Below are 19,417 nucleotides of genomic sequence, written 5' to 3'. Positions count from 1 at the left end.
ATGGCCAAGACAACGACCCGTCTCACCGACGATGCGATGGCGTTCCTCTCCGAACGCCATCTGGCCATGCTGACCACGCTGCGCACCGACAATTCACCGCACGTCGTCGCGGTGGGCTTCACCTTCGACCCCAAGACTCACATCGCCCGGGTAATCACCACCGGCGGTTCCCAGAAGGCACTCAACGCCGAGCGGGCCGGGGTGGCGGTGCTGAGCCAGGTGGACGGGGCCCGCTGGCTCTCGTTGGAGGGCCGGGCGGTGGTGAACAAGGAGCTTGAGGCCGTCCGTGACGCGGAACTGCGGTATGCCCAGCGCTATCGGACACCGCGGGCGAATCCTCGACGCGTGGTGATCGAGGTTCAGATAGAACGGGTTCTGGGTTCGTCGGATCTGCTCGACCGCGGCGACTAATCCCGACTCAGGTGATGGTGTAGTTCACCCAGGCGCCCCCGGCCGGCCCGGCAACGGCATGCAGACGGGAATTCTGGACCCCGGTCCGGGGCAGTTGGAAAGTGAAGCCTGCCGCCGCACAGGCCGCCGGAGCGTTGGCGAAAGTGACCGGAGCCGTCACGAACCAGGTGCCGGAGGCGTTCTGGCAGGCCGCGGGATGCGCGGCCGCACACGGCGCCGCCACCCAACGACTGTCGGTGCTCTGCAGGGTGCAGGTGCCGACGCTCACGCGGGGTTCGTCGGGTGCCCAGCTCCACAGAGTGCCCTGAATACGCCCGTCTTCGGGTAGCAGTTGGTCGAAGCCGAACAGGTTGACCCCGCAGTTCGTCATCGACTGCGCTTTCGGAGGGGTGAGGGCCGCGGGGTTGGTTGGTGGTCGGCTCGGGTTGATCAGGGCCGAGATGAAGGTCGAGTCTTCGTAGTAGCGAACGATTTTCGAGGCGTAGATGGCGGGGCCATACGTGGCGTCGCATTTCGGGTAGGGCTGATAGTCGAACGTCGAGCCGCTCTGCACTTCCTGGCCGTCCCAGTTGAACACCGTGGTTCCCCAGCTCGGCACACAGTCTCCGACGAGTACGACCTGTGCGCCCGCAGTGCGCACGTCATCACGCGAGATGGTCCGCGGGAAGTCGGCACAACCATTCGCCGTGATGTCGGCCGGCGCGGGATGGTAGATGAGGCTGGTGCCATTGGGGCGGCGTAACTGTCGCTCCAGGGAGTCCAGTGCCGAGGCATAAGCCTTGGCGTCTTTCAACTGGTCCTCGATCAGGATGAGGACGACCTCGTTCGGATTCGTGTTCAGCCAATCAGTAATCGCCGGAAGCACTTTGGTGAGTACCGGTTCGGTCGTGCAACCCAGATTCGCCTGGTCGGGCCCCCGGCCGTGGCACACCGTGACGGCGCGATTGCCCAGCTGGTCAATCTGCGGGATGTAGTGCAGGTCCAGTTCGATGCTGCGGGCGTCGATGTCGAATTGCTGTGGCATCGACAGCTGCTGATTGGAGTCGGCGTGGGACGGGGTGAATTGGCTTACCAGACTGTTGAACGAGTTGTGGGTGCCAATCCACTGCGCGTCCTTGAACGGGACCGGGTTGCCGAGCGCGTACTGGAACTGCGCGGTGCGATGCACCCAGGAATTCAGGTAGGCGACGGTGGCCGCTTGGGTCACCTTGGAGGCGAGCGGAACGAGGCACAGGTTGTCGGTTACCCCGATGCGCCGGCATTCGGCAGCCACCGCGTCGGCGAACTTTCCTGTACCCACGCAGGGAAAAGCGAAGGGGCTGATGGCATTACAGGGCGCCGTCGGGGATGGCGGAGTCGGCACCTCATTGACGTCGGCGGTCACCGGCGGGGCCGAGGCGAGGGCCAGCATGAACGCACAGACCACGACAGCGGATTGCAGCCACCGGGCGCATGGGGCGCTTGACATGCGCGAAAGATTGTCACGGCTTGGCTATAGGGAGGAGAAATGTTGTCGAACTGTGGGTGTGTTGAAATCACTTCGTTAACATTGGTCTCTTTTGACTCATAGTTCTCATATGCAACTTCAGCCTCTAGCGCTGGGGCCTGGAATTCACCCTCCTGCGATTGGACGGCGCGGCTGACCCCAGCAGTGAATTGCGGGCAGTTTGGCACCGGGTTAGCCTCGCCACGATCCGACGACCGGAAAGGAGCAAGGGTGTTCGTCGACGTTGCCGTGCTGCGTTCGGGCGGTGCTGCTTCCGGCCGCGCAGGTGACCATGCACAGGAAGCGGCTCAACATCTTTCGCGTGCCGCGCTAGAGCCCGGGATCTTCGGTGATTTCGCCGCTGCCGAGACTTTTCACGAAGCCGTGGGCTCGATGCAGGCCCACCACATGGCGCTTTTGCGCCAGCATCGGACTGTCCTTGTCGGCGTTGGTGGTCGCGCATGCCGTGCCGCAGCGGGGTTCACTGAGATGGACGCGAGCAACGCGGCGAGCGTGCAGGCGGTGTGGTGCGACTCCGCTACATAAGCGTCGAGCACCTGATCGCCGCGGCGGGGGGCGACCCCTGGGCTGTGAACACCAGCCTGCAGCGCGGTCGTCCGGCGCAGATCTCGTTCCTGGCAACTGCTTTTCACGACGCCGGCCGCCTGACGAACGAGGCTGAGTCGGCGTTCCGTCAGGCCCGTGACCGGTTCGAGGCGGCGTGGAACCGCGAGAACGGCGACCACCCGATCAACGATGCGGCCGAGGTTCAGCGCGCAACGGGTTCACTCGGCGTGCAGGCCGAGCAGCTGCCGGAGATCGCGATTGATCTGGAACGGATTGCGGCGATCCTGGCTGAAGCGCAGCGCGCATCCGCGGGCCGGATCCGGGCGCTGGAAGGCCGACTGGAGGCCCTCGACCGCGAGCTGAGCGAAGCCCATGCGTTGGTGAACTCCGACCACCTGCCCTTGTCGCACGAAATCGCCCTCGACGGCATCATCGTCGAACTCGAGCAGCGCGCGATTGACGACACCGCGGGGGCGGTGCGAAACGTTGAGCAAATCCGGGAGATGTACGCAGACCTGTTGCGAAGATTGAAGACTCGGATGCGCGAACGAGGTGGTTACGACGGGGCCGTCTCAGCATTGGACGGCGGGGAGGCCAAGCCCGTTCAATCACCCGCGCAAGCAGAACGGGACGTCCACGCGGCACTCGCCGGTGATCAGGCGGCCGCGTCGCGGGTGAATGCGATCTTGGGCTCGATCACCGCTGACCAGTTGGCCGGAAAGGTGCCGCTGTCTCCGGAGCAGGCATCCGTCGTGAGTCAGCTTCAAGCGCAGCAACACGGGATGTCCATCGAAGCTGTGCAGACCGCCGTGCAGCGACTGGGCGACCAACAAGAGATGATCGCCAATTCATGGCAGCTGATGAGCAACCCCGCCCTCACGTTCCCCCGGACCGACCTCAAACCCGATGCGCTGCAGGGGACAGACATCGTCAGGGGCGGCTTCACGCAACTGCCCGACTGTGTCCGGCAGGCGCTGGAAGCGCCGTGGTCGCAGTACTACGACCTCGTGGTGGGACAAATGCTTGCCGGCGGCGACCCCTCGAAGACTGTGGCGGACGTCGTCAAACACGGAAGATCCTCGTTCCAGACCAACACCGAACTAGACCGACGGATGCTCGCCAGGGCATCGGCGATGATGGATGCAACCTTTGGCATGTCTTCGCCGCCTCCCCAAATGCGTCAGGGCGCAATGGTGTTTGATCCGATCGTCGCCGACATCCTCGCCGCCGTATCGCCAGACCACCAGGTCGTGCATGACGTGTTGACCGGTCCCGCGCACGTCGCATTCATGGACAACGTCACTCGCCATTTCTGGAGCGACCACGGCAAAGCCGCAGCGTCGCTCTTCGATTGGACCGAACACGCCGCTCATGGCACCGAGGCCGGGATCGCCGGCGAGACCGCTAGAGCGTACGCCGCGTACATCGGGGCAAGTGAACCGGGATTGTTGCACCTGCCGGGCAATCACACTGTCGGCGAAGTGAATCCGGACTTGGTCCGGGGCTTGGCGCACGGGCTGGCTCCCTACGTCCAAAACATCTCGGGCACAGGCGGATTGGCCGAGTTCGGCGTGATGCAGGACGGCAACCGTGAAAGCGGCGTGATGCCCATCGCCAAGGGAATCTTCGCGGTGCTCAGCACCGACGAAAAGGCATCCGAGTACTTCAACGGCGCAGCCGACCGTGAGGCCCTGATCGCCGAAGGTGCCTACGCCCGACAGGTGGTGAACGGCGAACCCGGCACGGGCGCCTACAACGCCCACCTGCACGATGCGATGACGTTGCGTGGGTTGGTCGATTCCGGGATTCACAGCGCTCTGCAGGCGGATACGGAGAACCGTCACCTGAGCGCCGAAGCGGCCGCGACCGCCGAGTACAACCAGAGGAAGCTCGCTTACGAACTGGGCGCCAAGGTGCTCGGAGCTGGGGTTGACCGTGTTCCGGTAGTCGGTCCGGCCGCCGGCGTCGCGGTCGGAATACTAAGCACGGCACTGGAAAACGACTACGTCGGACTGCCCCCGACGAGTAGTGCGGTGACCGACCATCAGCTACCCCATATGTCCATCGGGCAGGCCGATCGCGAAATCCTCAATGCCGTCATCGCTTCCGGCCGTTCTGTCGAGGGCGTGCCGCCGCAGTACCTCATTGAAGGCCGGATCGGAAGCCCTGACGAGCTGGCGCGCCAGCACATCGAGGTAGACCTTGGCCACTACGACGAAACGCTCAATCAGTTGCTGGCCGGTCTCCTGCGACAGAGCCAGGCCAATGGTCTTGAACAGCCCTTCGTCCCGGATTTGTACATGGTCAATCGCTACGACGCCGTCATCCAGGATCACGACCCGCAGAAGAAGTAGCCGCCTCCCAGCAAAGCCGAATACCGCCGGCGGGCGATCGGCGCTAGCATCGCCCGATACCGAAGGCGCACATCCCTGCCTGCGCGTGACCCAGCGACATCGAGAATCGGAAGGACACCATGAGCGGTGGGGACGACCAACTGAGAATCATTCTCGATCAGCTGTCGCAGCTGCTCGGGATACCGCCGCCGCCGATGATCACCCCCGACCAGTTGGCGACGGGAGCTTCCAGCATCAGCCAGCTGCTGCGCGCGCTCGGCGCGGCGGCCAATGCCGGTGATTCGGCCGACTACGGCGAAGCGCTGGCCGGACACGACGAGCGTGAGGCCAAGACCTCCGATGCACTGGCAAAGTTTCCCGCCAACGAGCAGCAGGCCGCAGCGCAGCTGGCGGGTGTCGGGGGATCCGGCGAGATGGGCCAAATGCTGCAGCAGATGCCGCAAATGGCGTCGGGGATCGCGGGCGGTATCGCGGGAGCTCTCGGCGGTCTGTTGCAGCCGCTGAGTCAGATTCCGCAACAGCTGGCCCAGGCCGGACAGCAGGCCATGCAGGCCGGGATGGGGATGATGCAGCAAGGCGCGGGCGCGGCCGAAGCCGAGCCTGAAGAGCTGGCAGGCGCCGAAAGGGGTCTGGGCAGTGAAGCCGGCGAACTGAGCGGTGCTGGCGGTGGCGGCGGAAGCGGCGGCGGGGGTGTTGAGGGCACCACGCCGACCGCGATGCTGGGACCGCCGCCGACCCCGTCCGCCGGTACTGTGCCCGCGTCGTCGCAGGCCGTGGCACCGGCGCCGACTGCCACTCCAGAGTCGGCGCCGGCGCAGCGCGGGGCGATGGGTGCGATGCCGATGATGCCGCCCAGTGGGATGCATGGGGCCGCCGGCGCGAGCGGCGAAAACAAGCCTGAAACCAAGCGCATCGTGGGGCCGACGGTCAAGAATGGCGCGCCGGTGCAGGGCCGCATCACTGCGCCTCCCATGCCGGCGGTGACCAAGCATGTGGACGGCAAGCCGGTGGCGACGCGGCGGATTGCTCTACCGGAGGTCAAGCGGGACGACGAGGAACGCTGAGGACTGAGCTCGAAGCAAATCCATCTCGCTTGCCTTTTCGCTAGTAATCGCTGACAGTCCCGCTAGCTGATACTTTTCAGCAAAGTCTGACTGGCGAATTTCCGCAGGAACGATACGATCCACGCGTGTCGAATATGCCTCCCTCGCAACTTCCGCCGCCGTGGGCGCCTGCGGCGAGTCGACCGTCTCGGTGGCTCGCGTTTGTGTCGATCGGAATTGCCCTGGTCGCGGTCGGCATCGCCATCGGTGCCTGGTTCCGGCCGCTGCCGAAGAACGAGCCGCTTGCGGCGCCGACGTATTCGAGCCAGCAGGTGGCGGATGCGAAGGCGAAGGTTTGCGCTGCTTATGAGCTGGTGCACCGTGGAGTGCTAGCCAACACGGGACGGTCGGGAGACAACGACCCGACGACACAGCTAGGCCTGGCGGCGAATGCAAGAATTGCACTTTTCGATGGTGGCCAATATTTGCTGAAAACGCTGCAGCGGGAACCCGCTTCGGCAACCGACCTCGCTGACGCCACTCGGGCACTGGCCGACGCATATCAACAGCTTGCCCTCGACTACTTGGCCGAAGCGACCGACGCGACCATTGCCACATCGCGACAAGCCATAGAAACCGCTGGCGGGAAAGTGCGTGAGAACTGTCAATGACATTTCCCCCTGGAAAGTGGACACAGCTCCTCATCGGTAATCAATGGCCTAGTGACCAGGACATGACGATACTTTCGCGTGGCAGAACCAGCAGGGCAGCAACCAAAACGGCTTTTAGTGATTTTGCCGAAGCGCTGCGCGATGCGGAGACGGGCGTGCTATCCGAACAATTTGGTCGCACAATTGAGGATTTGCGCAACGTTTTTCGCATTGGCGAGCGACACTCTCGCGCGGTTGCTGAAAAAAACTCGGTTAAGCAGAGCGCATATGACACGGCCTGCGAGAGCATGCTAAGCCTTCAGCACGAGCTCACCGCTCTGGCCGGAGAGGGCAACCAAGAGATAGAGGATATAGAGAATTCGAAATCTCCCGCGGCAGTGAAGGCTGCAGAAATTGCGAGTTTGATCCTTCACTATCAAACGCTCGCTTGTGTTGTCGCAGCCAAGTATGGCAGCAATGTGATCGACGCGATGCAGCGCATCCTCGACGCGGAAGGTGCTGGCATACAAGCGCGGCCGTTCGCCCAAGCCCAAGGGGCAGATTTGAGCCGAATGTTCCGGCGTCCCAGCGACCAGGCAGAGTTAACTAACCGGGTTCAAGAAATGCTTGGCAACACCGTTCCACCCGAGGTCTTAACGACGGGAAAGTTGCCAGGGTCTATGCCTCATACCGAAACTCAAGCCGTTCAGCAGCCTGAAATTCAATCCGTCGGGACGCTGCCAGCGTCTAAACCACCATTTGCCGGTGGTAGTCACACAACAGCGCCATGCGCGCCCACCGAAGTCTTTCAAACCGGCCAGGCGCCGACCGGTTACGTTCATCGAACGTCAGTCGTGAACCCATCTCCAACACTGCCGTCCACGCCAGCGCCTGCGACACCAGGACCCGCCGCCCCGAGGCTGAGTCCGATGAACTCGCCATTGCCATCAGTAACCGGCGCCCGTAGCGCTATGCCCGAACCTTCGATCGCAGCGCTTCCCCCCACCCCAACCCTCTCCCCCACCGAACTCGCTCAAAGCTTCAACAAGGGCATGGAATCGGGAGCCCCGCTGTCCGCAGCCGCGCACGTAGCGCCCTCGATCCCCGTGACGTCGACAGAACCGCAGATTTCCCATGCCGCGCAGACGATCCCATCAGCAGCTCCCAGCCCGCAGGTGCACGTCCCGGTCGTCGACTCCCCACCGCCGGTCCGCCACGCACCGGCGATGGACGCGGCACCAGCTACTCCCACACCGATAGTCGCTGCGCCCCAGCCGGTTTCGCCACCCGTAACGCCGCAAGCCGTGGGCCCCCTGCCTAGCTACGGCTCCGACATACGGCCTCCGGTCTCGACTGCGACCAGCCCGCCAGCAGCACCGGGCACCCCGTTACCGCCGTCGGCCAACCCGACCTCCGCGCCGGTGACGCCGTCAGCAGCTCAATCGCCCGCGAACCAGCCGGCCGTCGTGCGCCAGACCAGCCCATCCCCCACACCGCCACCTCCATCAGCATTGGGAACCCAGGCCGTCGCCGCGACTGCCGCCGGGGCCACAATGGGTACCATCTCGGCCGAGGACACAGCGCGAAAACGGTTGCAGCGCCTGGTCAACGCGGTCGCGCGTCAGCAACCCCGGCTGGCCTGGGCTGCCGGTGACCACGCCGATAACACCACGTTCCTCGTCACTGATCTGGCTAGCGGCTGGATCCCGCCGGGCATCGAACTGCCGTCCGCGGTGACCCTGCTGGCGCCGGCCCGGCGCCGCGGCAACCTGGAAGCACTACTGGGCGGCGCTACCGTCACCGCCAGCTACACCCCGATCCATCATCTGCCCCATGCCGATAACGAGACCCCGACTTCGTCGCGACCCCGCACCGCCCCGGACGTCAACGATCTCGGATGGGAGCTCAGCCAGGCGACCCAATGGCGTGACGGCCTACCCCGGCTTGCCCATACCCTGGCGAAGGCGGCCTCCGCCGGCACCGGCGTGTTGGATTCCGAGATCAACCTGCTGCGCGAGCATCTCGCGATGACCAGCAAGCGGGTACTGGACAGCTACCCCGACGGAGTCAACGGCCACGAGGTGGGCAACTGGCAGCTGCTTGCCGCAATCGATGCTCTGGTTGCCGGAGATAAGGCGACAGCCAACTACCATCTCGCCTGGTTTCTGGCAGCGAAGGCGCACTGACGGCGCATCCGCAAGCCGCAAGCCCTGAATCCCGTTGCCCAACCAGGGCTTACGACACGACGACAAGCTCATGCGGCCGGTTGTTGACCGACAAAGCACCGTCCGACGTGACTACCACGATGTCTTCGATGCGGGCACCCCAGCGCCCCGGGAAGTAGATGCCCGGTTCGACCGAGAACGCCATGCCTTCCACCAGCGGCAGATCATTGCCCGCAACGATGTAGGGCTCCTCATGCACGCACAACCCGATGCCGTGCCCGGTGCGATGCACGAAATATTCCGCAAGGCCGGCCTCGGCCAGCACATCACGGGCCGCGGCGTCCACCTGCGACGCCGTCACGCCCGGCCGGACCGCATCGCACGCGGCGCGCTGAGCTCGCTGCAACACCGAATAGTGTTGGGCAACTTCAGGACTCGGCTCGCCAATACTGTAGGTACGGGTCGAGTCCGAGTGGTACCCGGGACTGTACAAACCGCCGATGTCGACGACGACGATGTCGCCCTCCGCGAGCTCCCGGTCCGAATACCCGTGGTGCGGGTCAGCCCCGTGCGGACCCGACCCGACAATCACGAATGCCACCTCGGAATGCCCTTCGGCCACAATCGCTCTCGAGATATCTGCGGCCACCTCGGCCTCGGTCCGCCCCGGCACCAGGAACGACGGCACTTGTGCATGCACCCGGTCGATGGCCTCGCCGGCCGCGCGCAACGCCTCGATCTCCAACGGCTCCTTGACCATCCGCAGCTCGCGCAACACGTCAGTGGCGAGCACCGGCGTCACACCCAGCTCAGTAGCCAACGGCAACAGGTGCAGAGCCGGCATGGAATCGCTGACGGCGAAAGCACCGCTTCCCAACGCGGCGGCCACCATCGCGTACGGGTTTTCCCCATCCACCCAGTCCCGCACGCTGACGCTCAATTCCGAAGCCGCAGACTGCTTCAACGAAGCCAGTTCCAGCCGGGGCAGCACCACCGTCGGCGAACCAACGGCAGGCACCACCAAAGCGGTCAACCGCTCGAACGTCTCCGCTCGCGACCCGAGCAGATATCGCAGGTCATATCCGGGCGTGATGACCAGACCAGCCAAGCCGGCCCGCTCGGCCAATCCCGCGGCGGCCCTCAGCCGTCGGGCATACACCGCGGCCTCGAATCGGTCAGTGTCCATGGCAGCCAGGCTAACCGGACGGCCTGGCAGGATGATCAGCATGCCCGCACCCCTGTTGCTGTTGGACGGCGCCAGCATGTGGTTTCGCTCGTACTTCGGGGTGCCGTCCTCGATCAAGGCCCCCGACGGCAGGCCGGTGAACGCCGTTCGCGGATTCATCGATTCGATGGCGGTGGTCATCACCCAGCACAAGCCCAGCAGGCTGGCGGTGTGCCTGGATTTGGACTGGCGCCCGCAGTTCCGGGTCGACCTGATCCCGTCCTACAAGGCGCACCGCGTGGCCGCCGAGGGACCTGCCGGTGAACCCGACATCGAGGAAGTACCCGACGAGCTCACCCCCCAGGTCGACATGATCATGGAGTTGCTGGATGCCTTCGGCATCCCGACGGCCGGTGCGCCCGGTTTCGAGGCCGACGATGTCTTGGGAACCCTGGCCGCACAGGAACGCAACGACCCGGTGGTCGTCGTCAGCGGCGATCGCGACCTGCTGCAGGTGGTCGCCGACGAACCCGTCCCCGTCCGCGTGCTCTATCTGGGCCGGGGTCTGTCGAAGGCGACGCTGTTCGGACCCGCCCAGGTAGCCGAGCAGTACGGGGTTCCGATCGATCGGGCCGGCCCGGCATACGCCGAACTCGCTCTGCTGCGCGGCGATCCGTCCGACGGGCTGCCAGGCGTGCCGGGGGTCGGCGAGAAGACGGCGGCGACACTACTCGCCCAGCACGGCTCACTGGAGCAGATCGTCGCTGCCGCCGAGGATCCAAAGTCGAAGATGGCCAAGGGATTACGGGCGAAAATCAATTCCTCGACGGACTACATCGAGGCGGCTGGCACGGTGGTGCGGGTGGCGACCGACGCACCCGTTACGCTGTCCACGCCCACCGACGAATTGCCGCTGCACGCGGCCCATCCCGAACGCACCGCCGAACTGGCCACCCGCTACGGCGTCGGATCCTCGATCTCTCGGCTGCAGAAAGCGCTCGACGCCCTGTGACTTACTGGGGCCGACCGACCTCGTAGGTGCCCTTGTCATCCTGGAATGTGACCGTGACGTGCTTGTTCGCGCCGTCGATGCTCACGGTGCAGTCGAAGGTGCTGCCCTTCTTGACGACCGGGTCGGAGCCGCCGTTGCACTTGACGTCCTTGACGTTTTTTGCGCCGTAACCGTTGGTCTCGTCGGTGAGGATCGACTGCACGTCGGTGTTCGCCTTGTTCACGTTCAGCTTGGTGGTGACGAAGAACCCGGGAACCACGAAACCGAGCACCAGGATGACGATCACGAACAGCAGCGCGATGCCACCGATGACAGCGCCGAGAAATGCCTTGGAACGCTTCGGACCCTGCGGGGTCTGGCTGTACGGCTGCTGCGGGTACTGACCCGGCTGGCCCGGCTGCCCGTACTGGGGCGGCTGCCCATACTGGGGCTGACCGTACTGCTGTGGCTGTCCGTACTGGGGCGGCTGACCGTACTGCGGGGTGGCACCGTACTGAGTGGCTTGTGATCCGAAGTCCGAACCGTACCCGGGCGACTGCTGGGGATAAGCGGGGTCAGCCGGCTGCTGGTAGCCGGGATACTCCGCGGCGGGGTACGACTGGGCGTGCCATGTCGCGTCCTGATTGCCGCCTTGCTGTTGCCATGGCGATCCCGCCACGGTCGGGTCCGAGGAACCCCCGGGCGGCTGCCATGACTGGTTTGGCCCCTGCGGTCCACTCATCGTTACTCCTCAGTCTGATGTGTCCTCGCCACCGTCGCCCCCGGTGGCCTCTGTACGCATTCCGGATGTAACCGTAGCTCCGGCCTAGCCTACCCGGCGTCAACTGCGACGACGCCGCGCCGAATGTCATTGATAGCGCGCTTGGCTGTGGACCGCACGTCGGGGTCGGGTGCCGCATTGCGGACCTGGTCCAGCAGGTCGAGCACCTGGCGACACCAGCGCACGAAATCGCCTGCTGACAATGGAGATCCGGAACCGTAGGCATCGGCCGCCGCCAGGGTTGCGGCCAGATCACCGGTACGCGCCCAGCGATAGATCACGTGGACGAACCCGTCGTCGGGTTCGCGGGTCTGCCCGATGCGGTGCGTCTGCTCGTCGGCGCGCAACGCCGTGGACAGCCGCGCGGTCTGCCCGAGCGCCTGCCGCAGCCGCGGTGTCGGCACGTCGGTGCCGAACGGGGCGCCGGGGCCGTCACCGCCGCGGGCCTCGTAGAGCACGGTCGAGACCACGGCCGCCAACTCCGGCGGCTTCAGCCCGGCCCAAGCGCCGGTGCGCAGGCACTCGGCCACCAAAAGGTCACTCTCGCTGTAGATCCGCGCCAGCAATCGGCCGTCGTCGGTGACGTGCGGGTCCGTCGGCGGCCCCTGGATGAACTCACGCTCGGTGAGCAGGCCGACGATCCGGTCGAAGGTGCGGGCCAGGGAATTGGTGGCCGCGGCCACCTTCCGTTGCAGCTGCGCGTTGTCGCGTTCGATGCGCAGATAGCGCTCGGCCTGCCTTACCTGCTCCTCCAGACCGGGCGAGTTGTGGGCCGGGTGCCGGCGCAACTGCTCGCGCAGTGACGCCAAGTCCGGGTCGTAGTGCGTGTCCGCCTTGTCACCGCGGCCCGAAGGGACCGTCAGGCCTTCGGCGGCTGAGCGTAGAGCGGAGGCAAGATCGCGTCGTACCCGCGGCTGGCGGTGTTCGACCCGCTTGGGCAGCGTCATCGACCCGACCGGCGGGGTCGCGCCCGAATAGTCCGCGGACGAGATCCGGCCTGCCCACCGATGTTCGGTCAGCACCAGGGGTCGCGGGTCGTCGCGGTCGCGGGCGGATTCCAGGACCACGGCCAGCCCACCGCGCCGGCCGTGGTTGATGTTGATGATGTCGCCGCGTTTCAGGGCGGCGAGGGCATCGCTGGCGGCCTGCCGGCGGTGCAGCCTCGACGCTCGTGCCTGGGACCGCTCGAGTTCGCTGATCCGCGCACGCATCCGTGCGTATTCGAGGATCGGCGCCTCGGGCCCGCCCAGCTCGGCGGCGATCTCGGCGAGCATCGTCTCGCCCCGCTCGATGCCACGCACCAGGCCCACGACCGACCGGTCCGCCTGGTACTGCGCGAACGACTGCTCCAGCAAGCGGTGCGCCTGCTCCGGCCCCAGCTGATGCACCAGGTTGATCGTCATGTTGTACGACGGCGCGAACGAGCTGCGCAGCGGGAAGGTGCGGGTGGATGCCAGGCCTGCCACCTCCGAAGGCTCCACATCCGGGTGCCAGAGCACCACCGCATGGCCCTCGATGTCGATGCCGCGCCGGCCTGCTCGCCCCGTCAGCTGGGTGTACTCCCCCGGCGTCAGCGGCACGTGCTGCTCGCCGTTGAACTTCACCAGCTTTTCCAGCACCACGGTGCGGGCCGGCATGTTGATGCCCAGGGCCAGCGTTTCGGTGGCGAAGACGGCCCGGATCAGGCCGGCGGTGAATAGTTCCTCGACGGTGTGCCGAAAGGCCGGCAGCATGCCGGCGTGATGGGCGGCCAGGCCCCGCAGCAGTCCTTCGCGCCACTCGTAGTAACCCAGCACGGCCAGGTCGTCGTCTGCCAGGTCGCCGCAGCGGTGCTCGATGACCTCGGCGATCTGCGCACGTTCCTCCTCGGTGGTCAGCTTCAGCGGCGAGCGCAGGCACTGCTGCACGGCGGCATCGCAGCCGGCACGGGAGAACACGAAGGTGATGGCCGGCAGCAGCCCGGCCGAGTCCAGCGATGCGATGACGTCGGGCCTGGCGGGTGGGCGGTAGAAGCGCGGCCGGGCGGGCCGTCCGGCATTGCGCCGGCGCGGCTGCCAGTCCGACATGCGGTCGGCTTCGCGGCGGTGTGCGATGTGGCGCAGCAGTTCGGGGTTGACGTGCGGTTTGTCCTTGCTCGAACCCTCGGCGCGATAGTCGAAGAGGTCGAACATTCGCTTGCCGACCAGAACGTGTTGCCACAACGGCACCGGCCGGTGCTCGTCGACCACGACGGTGGTGTCGCCGCGCACCGTCTGGATCCATCCGCCGAATTCCTCGGCATTACTCACCGTCGCAGACAGGCTGACCAGCCGCACCTCGTCGGGCAGATGCAGGATCACTTCCTCCCAGACCGGACCGCGCATCCGGTCGGCCAGGAAATGCACCTCGTCCATTACCACGTGCGAAAGACCCTGCAGCGCAGCCGAATCCGCGTAGAGCATGTTCCGCAGCACTTCGGTGGTCATCACCACCACCGGGGCGTCGGCGTTGACCGAGAGGTCGCCGGTGAGCAGCCCGATCTTGTCCTTGCCGTAGCGCGCCGTCAGGTCCGTGTGCTTCTGATTGCTCAGCGCCTTCAGCGGCGTGGTGTAGAAGCACTTGCCCCCGCCGGCGAGCGCCAGGTGTACGGCGAATTCGCCGACAACCGTCTTGCCGGCGCCGGTGGGCGCGCAGACCAGCACCCCGTGACCGCCTTCGAGGGCGGCACAAGCCCGGCGCTGAAAGTCATCGAGGGGAAAGGCCAGCTCGGCCGCGAACCGGGTCAGCTCCGGCAGGCCCTCCGGGACGGACGGCTCAGGTGACGTCGTCATGTGTTCCGCCGATCACCGACGGCGCCGGTATCGGCGAGGGTGGTTCGATGACGGACGCCTGGTCATCGGGGATCGCAGCGGCGGCGGCTTCGCGCTTGGCCTTTCGCTTGTCATGGATCCGCGCAATCTGGATGGCGAATTCGAGCAGCACCGTGAGCGCCAGACCGAGCGCGGTCATCGAGAACGGGTCGGATCCCGGAGTAAACACCGCGGCGAACAGGAACATCGCGAAGATCAGCCCACGACGCCACGACTTGAGCCGCTCGTAGGTCAGCATGCCGGTGACGTTGAGCATCACGATCAGCAACGGAAATTCGAAGCTGACCCCGAAGACGACCAGCAGATTGATCAGGAAGCCGAAGTAGCGGTCACCCGACAGCGCGGTCACCTGCACGTCGCTGCCGACCGTCAGCAGGAACCCCAGCGCTTTGGCCAGCACCAGGTAGGCCAGGACGGCTCCGGCGACGAAGAGCACCGCAGCCGGAATCACGAAGGCCACGGCGAAGCGGCGCTCCTTCTTGTACAGCCCGGGCGTGATGAACGCCCACAGCTCGTAAAACCACACCGGACAGGCCAGGACGACCCCGGCCGTCATCCCGACTTTGAGCCGCAGCATGAACTGGTCGAACGGCGCGGTGGCCAGCAGCCGGCATTGCCCGTCTGCGCTGATGCTGGCCCGCGCGGACTGGGGCAACGCGCAATAAGGGTGGCGCAGCCACTCGCCGAGGCTCTCCATCCCGAAGATCGGGTGCGAGTACCAGATGAAGCCGAACGCCGTAGTGACCACGATCGCGGCCATCGAAATTAACAGCCGGGTACGCAGCTCGGTCAGATGGTCGACCAGCGACATCGTCCCGTCCGGGTTGACCCGGCTACGCCGGTTACGCGGGTTGAGGCGTTTGAGAGGACCAAAAGCGCGCGCTGAAACCCTGGGACCTTTCACGACATTTGGTCAGAAGTGAGGACGGACTACGCCGGCCGTGCTTCGGTGTGACCCTGCTCGGCGGCGGCTGGCGGTTCGACACGCTGCGACTGCACCGGTGTGGGAGCCGCCGCAGGAGTCTCGATAGACGAGTCGGTCTTGTTCTCGCTCTGCAGCTCACGGACCTCGGACTTGAAAATGCGCAGCGACTTGCCCAATGAGCGCGCCGCATCGGGAAGCCGCTTGGCACCGAACAGGACGATCACCACGACAGCGAGGATCAGCCAGTGCCACGGTTGAAGACTGCCCACTTTGATTACCTCCAGACGTTCACCCGATGCTACCGCAGCACAGGTGCCTGGCCGGGACAAGCGAACCCTTGCACCGCCGCGCGCCGCTCGCTTTAGTACGTCATGCCTGCTCAGAGGTACTTTGCACGGCTTGATACGCCTCGACGCCCGCGACGGCGGCCGCGCGCACCCGCTGGGCGAGCGACTCCGGCGCCAGTACCCGCACGGCCGACCCGAGACCCAGAATCAGCCTGGTCATCCAGTCTTCGGAGGCATAGGTCATGGTGACATCGCAGCAGCCGTCCGGCAGTTCTTGCGGGTCCCGCAGCGGGTAGTACTCGAACATCCAGGACGCTGACGGGTCCAGCCGCAGCGTCGCCGACGGCAGGGCCGGGTCACCGTCGAACAGCGACGTGTCGGGTGGCGACTGCAACACCGGTTCCGGGGGTGCGGCGGGTTCGGCGAGCGCCGTGGCGTCGACGATCCGGTCGAACCGGAACAGCCGGACCCCTTCGGCCTCGCGTGACCAGGCTTCGAGGTAGCTGTGGTCGCCAACCAGCAGGACGCGGATGGGGTCGACGACGCGGGAGGTGAGCGAGTCGTGCGAGGCGGCGTAGTAGTCGATGGTCAACGCTCGCTTGTCGCGCACCGCGGCACGCACCGTCGCGGCGGCGCGACTCTCCATCGGCGCCGGTTCGTCGATGGCGGCCGCGGCGTCGTCGTGCCCGGCGGCCCCGGCCGCCGCGGCGATCTTGGCGATCGCGCTGCGCGCCGCTTCGGGATCGACCACACCGGGAATGTCGGCCAGCGCACGCAGCGCTACCAGCAGTCCGGTCGCCTCCGGCGAGGTCAGCTTGAGCGGCCGGTCGATGCCGGCGGAGAACGTCACCTTGACCGTGTCACCCGAGAACTCGAAATCGATGAGATCACCAGGGTCGTAGCCGGGCAGGCCGCACATCCACAGCTGCTCGAGGTCCTTTTGCAGCTGGTCTTCGGAGACGCCGAGCTCGGCTGCCGCTTCGGTCTTGGTGATGCGGGGGTTGGCCTGCAGGTACGGCACCATGTTGAGCAACCGGACCAGCCGGTCGGATACGGGGGTCATCGACGACACCCTCCTCCGCAACTGGGCGGTACCCCCACTGCATCGTCGCCGGCGCAGTTCATCGGCCCTCCCCGGCGGCTGCCCGCAGCCTGGACAACACATCCTCGCGCAACGACGCCGGCTCGAGCACGATCGCGTCGGCCCCGTAGGCGGCGATCTCCCGGGCAAGCCGGTCGTTGAACCCGATGTCCAGTTCCAGCACCTCGCCGTGGCGCCCGGCCAATTCGCGGGGTCCGACGGAGCGTCCGGCGCGGCGCAGCGCTGTGGCACGTCCGTCGGCAACCCAGACCGTGGCCAGCGCTCCGGTCGGCCCTTCGGCGACCGCGTCGGCGACGATCTGATGCAGGTCGACGCCGTCCGGCACGGTGATCGCGCCCGGCTCACCGATCGCGGTGACATCGGCGCCGATGCGCGAGAGCCGGAAGGTGCGGGTGGCGTCACGGTCGCGGTCATAACCGACCAGATACCAGCGGCCCTTGTCGGTGATCACGCCCCAGGGTTCGACGGTGCGGGTGGTGTACGGCGCCGAACGCGACGACCGGTGCGGGAATTGGACCGCCTGCCGGGAATTGATGGCTTTCAACAGGATTCCGAGAACCTCTTCGGACTCTCGCAGCCCCGGGACGCCGGCCGGAGATGCGATGGATACCGAAGCCCCGGTGTCCACGGGATCGACGTCGACACCGGCCGCGCGCAGCTTGAGCAGCGCGCCCTGGGTTGCGGTGATCAACTCGGGTGACTTCCACAGCTGGGTGGCGACCGCGACCGCGGCGGCCTCTTCCCGGGTCAGGTCGACGGGCGGCAGCGCGTAGGCGTCGCGGTTGATCCGGTAGCCCTCGGTGGGGTTGAGGTTGGAGACCTTGCCCACTTCCAGGGGTATGCCGAGGTCGCGCAGTTCGTTCTTGTCGCGTTCGAACATGCGGGAAAACGCTTCTGCGGAGGGGCTGTCGGCGTACCCGGCGACGCTGGACCTGATTTTGTCGGCCGTGATGTAGCCACGGGTGGACAACAGCGCGATGACCAGATTGACCAGTCGCTCAACTTTGTTGATGGGCATCCGGTCCAGATTAAGGGTTACATGCTCGCGATCAGTCGCTTGACCCGCTCGTCGACGGCGCGGAACGGATCCTTGCACAGCACCGTGCGCTGAGCCTGGTCGTTGAGCTTGAGGTGCACCCAGTCAACGGTGAAGTCGCGGCCGGCGGCCTGCGCGGCACTGATGAACTCACCGCGCAGCCGGGCACGGGTGGTCTGCGGCGGGTGGTCGACGGCGTCGGCGATTTCCTCGTCGGTGGTCACCCGGGCCGCCAGGCCCTTGCGCTGCAGCAGGTCGAAGACGCCGCGGCCGCGCTTGATGTCGTGATAGGCAAGGTCCAGCTGGGCGATCTTGGCGTCGGACAGCTCCATGTTGTAGCGGTCCTGGTAGCGCTGGAAGAGCTTGCGCTTGATCACCCAGTCGATCTCGGTGTCGACCTTCGCGAAGTCCTGGCTCTCGACGGCGTCGAGCTGGCGGCCCCACAGGTCGACCACCTGCTCGATCTGCGCGTTGGGTTCCCGGGTCTGCAGATGCTCGACGGCACGGCTGTAGTACTCGCGCTGAATGTCCAGGGCACTGGCCTGACGTCCGCCGGCCAGCCGGACCGGCCGGCGACCGGTGGTGTCGTGGCTGACCTCGCGGATGGCGCGGATGGGGTTGTCCAGTGAGAAGTCCCGGAACGCGACTCCGGCCTCGATCATTTCCAGCACCAGTGCGGCGGTGCCCACCTTGAGCATGGTGGTGGTTTCGCACATGTTGGAATCGCCGACGATGACGTGCAGCCGCCGGTACTTCTCGGCGTCGGCGTGCGGCTCGTCGCGGGTGTTGATGATCGGCCGGCTGCGAGTGGTCGCGCTCGAGACGCCCTCCCAGATGTGCTCGGCGCGCTGCGACAGGCAGAAGGTGGCGGCCTTCGGCGTCTGCAAAACCTTGCCGGCCCCGCAGATCAGCTGACGGGTGACCAGGAACGGCAACAGGACATCGGAGATCCGGGAGAACTCGCCGGCCCGAACGATCAGATAATTCTCGTGGCAGCCGTAGGAGTTGCCCGCCGAGTCGGTGTTGTTCTTGAACAGGTAGATGTCGCCGCCGATGCCCTCGTCGGCAAGCCGCTGCTCGGCATCGATGAGCAGATCTTCGAGCACCCATTCACCGGCCCGGTCATGGGTGACCAACTGGACCAGGCTGTCGCATTCCGCGGTCGCGTACTCGGGGTGGCTGCCCACGTCGAGATACAAGCGCGCGCCATTTCGCAGGAAAACATTCGAGCTGCGACCCCACGACACCACCCGCCGGAAAAGGTAGCGGGCCACCTCGTCCGGAGACAGTCGGCGATGCCCGTGAAAGGTGCAGGTGACACCGAACTCTGTCTCGATGCCCATAATTCGTCGCTGCACGTAATCGAGGGTACTTGTTGTCGAAATGTCGCGGCGCGCAAGCCACGCCCTCGTTACCACATCGCTGCGGTTGGCCCGCGAATCCACCATGGGGATTGGATATGATGGCGCGTGCCCCCTTCGGGCGTCGGGGTGTCAGATAATCCTCCCGCGCGGAATGTGACGAACCATTTCAGAAAATCTGCTTCCGGGCAGTGACGCAGACAGAGCTCGCGTGCAAGCGCTTCGCCGCTACCACGTGCTCGGC

The 19,417-nt window shown here is 65.8% G+C and carries 16 protein-coding genes; 7 read left to right on the top strand and 9 right to left on the bottom strand.

Going from position 1 to position 19,417, the window contains the following annotated elements; genetic code table 11:
• Nucleotides 1-411: a F420-dependent biliverdin reductase gene (locus QXH22_RS19415; RefSeq protein WP_306240114.1), complete on the top strand. Its 411-nt coding sequence runs from the start codon at nucleotides 1-3 to the stop codon at nucleotides 409-411.
• Between the two features lie 7 nt (nucleotides 412-418).
• Here the strand turns inward: QXH22_RS19415 and QXH22_RS19410 are convergent, their stop codons facing one another.
• Nucleotides 419-1,879 (bottom strand): hypothetical protein, encoded by a 1,461-nt coding sequence (locus QXH22_RS19410; protein ID WP_306240113.1) that lies wholly within the window; start codon nucleotides 1,877-1,879, stop codon nucleotides 419-421.
• Between the two features lie 249 nt (nucleotides 1,880-2,128).
• On the opposite strand from QXH22_RS19410, the gene QXH22_RS19405 reads away from it, so the two are divergent.
• From QXH22_RS19405 to QXH22_RS19385, 5 genes are all read left to right on the top strand, one after another.
• Nucleotides 2,129-2,443, top strand: coding sequence for a DUF2563 family protein (locus tag QXH22_RS19405; RefSeq protein ID WP_306240112.1), 315 nt, complete (start codon nucleotides 2,129-2,131; stop codon nucleotides 2,441-2,443).
• The gene (locus QXH22_RS19400; protein ID WP_306276677.1) at nucleotides 2,425-4,818 is read left to right on the top strand and encodes a hypothetical protein; all 2,394 of its coding nucleotides are present in this window, start codon (nucleotides 2,425-2,427) and stop codon (nucleotides 4,816-4,818) included. The genes QXH22_RS19405 and QXH22_RS19400 overlap by 19 nt, the downstream gene beginning before the upstream one ends.
• A gap of 119 nt (nucleotides 4,819-4,937) precedes the next feature.
• Nucleotides 4,938-5,882 (top strand): hypothetical protein, encoded by a 945-nt coding sequence (locus QXH22_RS19395; protein WP_306276675.1) that lies wholly within the window; start codon nucleotides 4,938-4,940, stop codon nucleotides 5,880-5,882.
• 203 nt (nucleotides 5,883-6,085) lie between these two features.
• Nucleotides 6,086-6,532 (top strand): hypothetical protein, encoded by a 447-nt coding sequence (locus QXH22_RS19390; RefSeq protein WP_306276674.1) that lies wholly within the window; start codon nucleotides 6,086-6,088, stop codon nucleotides 6,530-6,532.
• 1,532 nt (nucleotides 6,533-8,064) lie between these two features.
• Nucleotides 8,065-8,697, top strand: a complete 633-nt coding sequence (locus QXH22_RS19385; protein WP_306276672.1) for a DUF5631 domain-containing protein — start codon at nucleotides 8,065-8,067, stop codon at nucleotides 8,695-8,697.
• Between the two features lie 49 nt (nucleotides 8,698-8,746).
• Here the strand turns inward: QXH22_RS19385 and QXH22_RS19380 are convergent, their stop codons facing one another.
• A complete protein-coding gene (locus tag QXH22_RS19380; protein WP_306276671.1) occupies nucleotides 8,747-9,862 on the bottom strand; it encodes a Xaa-Pro peptidase family protein in 1,116 nt (371 codons plus the stop codon).
• A 40-nt stretch (nucleotides 9,863-9,902) separates the two neighbouring features.
• Here QXH22_RS19380 and QXH22_RS19375 point away from each other — a divergent pair, with 40 nt between their 5' ends.
• A complete protein-coding gene (locus QXH22_RS19375; protein ID WP_306276670.1) occupies nucleotides 9,903-10,853 on the top strand; it encodes a 5'-3' exonuclease in 951 nt (316 codons plus the stop codon).
• A 1-nt stretch (nucleotide 10,854) separates the two neighbouring features.
• On the opposite strand, the gene QXH22_RS19370 is transcribed toward QXH22_RS19375, so the two are convergent.
• The 7 genes from QXH22_RS19370 to pafA all read right to left on the bottom strand — a co-directional run bounded on the left by QXH22_RS19370 (nucleotide 10,855) and on the right by pafA (nucleotide 19,170).
• Entirely contained in the window at nucleotides 10,855-11,574 is a 720-nt protein-coding gene (locus tag QXH22_RS19370; protein WP_306240102.1) for a DUF4333 domain-containing protein, read from the bottom strand.
• A gap of 89 nt (nucleotides 11,575-11,663) precedes the next feature.
• Complete coding sequence (locus tag QXH22_RS19365) at nucleotides 11,664-14,423, bottom strand: RNA helicase (RefSeq protein ID WP_306276669.1); 2,760 nt, start codon at nucleotides 14,421-14,423, stop codon at nucleotides 11,664-11,666.
• Nucleotides 14,407-15,366, bottom strand: coding sequence for a twin-arginine translocase subunit TatC (gene tatC, locus QXH22_RS19360; protein WP_306240100.1), 960 nt, complete (start codon nucleotides 15,364-15,366; stop codon nucleotides 14,407-14,409). The genes QXH22_RS19365 and tatC overlap by 17 nt, the downstream gene beginning before the upstream one ends.
• A gap of 26 nt (nucleotides 15,367-15,392) precedes the next feature.
• Complete coding sequence (gene tatA / locus QXH22_RS19355; protein WP_306240099.1) at nucleotides 15,393-15,656, bottom strand: Sec-independent protein translocase subunit TatA; 264 nt, start codon at nucleotides 15,654-15,656, stop codon at nucleotides 15,393-15,395.
• A gap of 100 nt (nucleotides 15,657-15,756) precedes the next feature.
• Nucleotides 15,757-16,737, bottom strand: a complete 981-nt coding sequence (locus QXH22_RS19350) for a YafY family protein (protein WP_306276668.1) — start codon at nucleotides 16,735-16,737, stop codon at nucleotides 15,757-15,759.
• A 58-nt stretch (nucleotides 16,738-16,795) separates the two neighbouring features.
• Nucleotides 16,796-17,794, bottom strand: coding sequence for a YafY family protein (locus QXH22_RS19345; RefSeq protein ID WP_306276667.1), 999 nt, complete (start codon nucleotides 17,792-17,794; stop codon nucleotides 16,796-16,798).
• 17 nt (nucleotides 17,795-17,811) lie between these two features.
• A complete protein-coding gene (gene pafA / locus QXH22_RS19340) occupies nucleotides 17,812-19,170 on the bottom strand; it encodes a Pup--protein ligase (RefSeq protein WP_306240096.1) in 1,359 nt (452 codons plus the stop codon).
• Between the last annotated feature and the right edge of the window lie 247 nt (nucleotides 19,171-19,417).

It is taken from the genome of Mycobacterium sp. TY814, assembly GCF_030755175.1.
Taxonomy (GTDB): Bacteria; Actinomycetota; Actinomycetes; order Mycobacteriales; family Mycobacteriaceae; genus Mycobacterium.
Note: the sequence above shows the minus strand (reverse complement) of the source record. Positions and strands in the feature narration are given on the sequence as shown.